General features: G+C 38.2%; 3 protein-coding genes and 1 pseudogene. 2 read left to right on the forward strand and 2 right to left on the reverse strand.

Annotated features, from left to right (window positions below):
* Window positions 1-187: pseudogene (locus tag DBR11_RS28695) on the forward strand (hypothetical protein); the annotation flags it as partial.
* On the opposite strand, the gene DBR11_RS28700 reads toward DBR11_RS28695, so the two are convergent.
* The gene (locus tag DBR11_RS28700; protein ID WP_146186712.1) at window positions 184-417 is read right to left on the reverse strand and encodes a hypothetical protein; all 234 of its coding nucleotides are present in this window, start codon (window positions 415-417) and stop codon (window positions 184-186) included. The pseudogene DBR11_RS28695 and the gene DBR11_RS28700 overlap by 4 nt on opposite strands.
* A 65-nt stretch (window positions 418-482) precedes the next feature.
* Here DBR11_RS28700 and DBR11_RS28705 point away from each other — a divergent pair, with 65 nt between their 5' ends.
* A complete protein-coding gene (locus tag DBR11_RS28705) occupies window positions 483-1,112 on the forward strand; it encodes a hypothetical protein (RefSeq protein WP_146186713.1) in 630 nt (209 codons plus the stop codon).
* Window positions 1,113-1,439: 327 nt separating this feature from the next.
* Here the strand turns inward: DBR11_RS28705 and DBR11_RS28710 are convergent.
* Window positions 1,440-2,005, reverse strand: a 566-nt coding sequence (locus DBR11_RS28710; RefSeq protein WP_233260952.1) for a DoxX family membrane protein, incomplete at its 5' end; no start/stop codon positions are given.

Here is a 2,005-nt window from a genome sequence, read left to right on the forward strand (position 1 = left end):
TAAAAATATGGCACTAACAGGAAAAATATTTGTAGAAGAAAAGGACATCTTGTACATCAGAGGTGAAATTAATGGAGAGATTAAAGGTAAGATGGAAATAGCTCAGGAATTAAAAAAAGAAGGCTTAACTAACGAATTTATAGCCAAAACCACCAAACTTTCGATTCAAGAAATCGAAGCGCTCTAATACCCTCCCCCCCAGTTCTTCCAATTCATGGAAGAACGCGCGCCAAACACTCCAATTTTCTGCGCATAACCACAAAATAAGATATTAAAACCCACATTATAAGATAGCTGCATCAACAATAACCAATTTTGCTCTAACCACCCTCTCCGGTCTGCACCCAGGAAAATAGGATTTAATGGTCGAACCTCAGGACCTGCAAGGTCCAGAGAGACCATAAATCCTATTTTCACCCATTAAGCCAATTCAGGACAAAAAACTAACGTTACCCAGTTTACCTCCATTTTCTCGTGCATTTTTGGATAAAATTTCTCTTTTTGAATACCAGCGCGACAACGAGAAAAACATGGCTTTCCGCATGGCAGAATACAGCATCATGCTGCAAAGAAAATACGGACTGCCAGTAACCCAGTTTGTGATTTATATTGGTGCAGGAAAACCCAGTATGCCCATGCGGATCAGGAACAAATACCTCCATTTCTGGTATAACCTGCTCACATTTTCGGATATCGATTACCAGGTATTTCTAAACTCAGATAAAATAGAACAAAAGATGCTGGCCATTCTCGGTGATCTCCAAATTGAGGATACAGAAATGATCTTACAAAAGATCGTTCAGGAAATAGAAAATAAAGGTATTGGAGAATTAGAACAAGGAAGATATTTAAAACAATTGCGCGTTTTAATGCAATTGCGTAATTTAGAGAAAACATCAATTAAAAATATGGCACTAACAGGAAAAATATTTGTAGAAGAAAAGGACATCTTGTATATCAGAGGTGAAATTAATGGAGAGATTAAAGGTGAGATTAAAGGTAAAATGGAAGGTAAGATGGAAATAGCCCAGGAATTAAAAAAAGAAGGCTTATCTAACGAATTTATAGCCAAAACCACCAAACTTTCGATTCAGGAAATCGAAGCGCTCTAATACCCCTCCCCTCAGTTCTTCCAATTCATGGAAGAACGCGCGCCAAACACTCCAATTTTCTGCGCACAACCACAAAATAAGATATTAAAACCCACATTATAAGATAGCTGCATCAACAATAACCAATTTTCGCTCTAACCACCCTCTCCGGTCTGCACCCAGGAAAATAGGATTTAATGGTCGAACCTCAGGGCCTGTAAGGTCCAGAGAGACCATAAATCCTATTTTCACCCCCCAAAAAATCAGTGTTTAAATTTGAACGAAATTCCGTTAAAACCCTTTTACAAAACCCTATTTCTTCTCTAGTCTCTGCGATCTGTGTATACATTACAATTTATCGTCTGAATTGATCTTGCAAGCCAGGAATAAAGAAGCTGCACTACATACAAATACGGAATAGCTAAAAGGCGCCCGATAATTTGCAAAGAACAACATGCTTAATGCAAAAGCAAGTGTCAGCAAGAAACTTCCAAATGCTGCCCATTTGATCTTGTAACCAATAAGTAACATGATACCAAAAACGATTTCAGCCGCTGTCGCCACTGTAGCAAATACGCTGGTCAAAGAATCATTCATATAAGGCATCAACGAATGCGTATAACTTAAGAAATTACTCCAGTTTCCCCATGCGGTTCCATTCTGTCCGGCAACTCCAAGCCAACCAAATCTATCCATTACAGGCAGGATAAAACCTATTCCTAGGGCAAATCGCAGATAAAGCTCTGGGGTATCAAATGTCTTTTTCATCTTCTTTAATCTCATTAGTAAAGCAAAATTAAAAGATACAGTTTGGCTATTGAGGTACCAGATTAAATTAATCAGATAGACCAGACAATCACGTACACAATTGATGAAATAGCTATAATAGAAATGGCGGACATCAGTTAGATACC

Source organism: Pedobacter sp. HMWF019, assembly GCF_003061025.1.
Classification (GTDB): domain Bacteria; phylum Bacteroidota; class Bacteroidia; order Sphingobacteriales; family Sphingobacteriaceae; genus Pedobacter.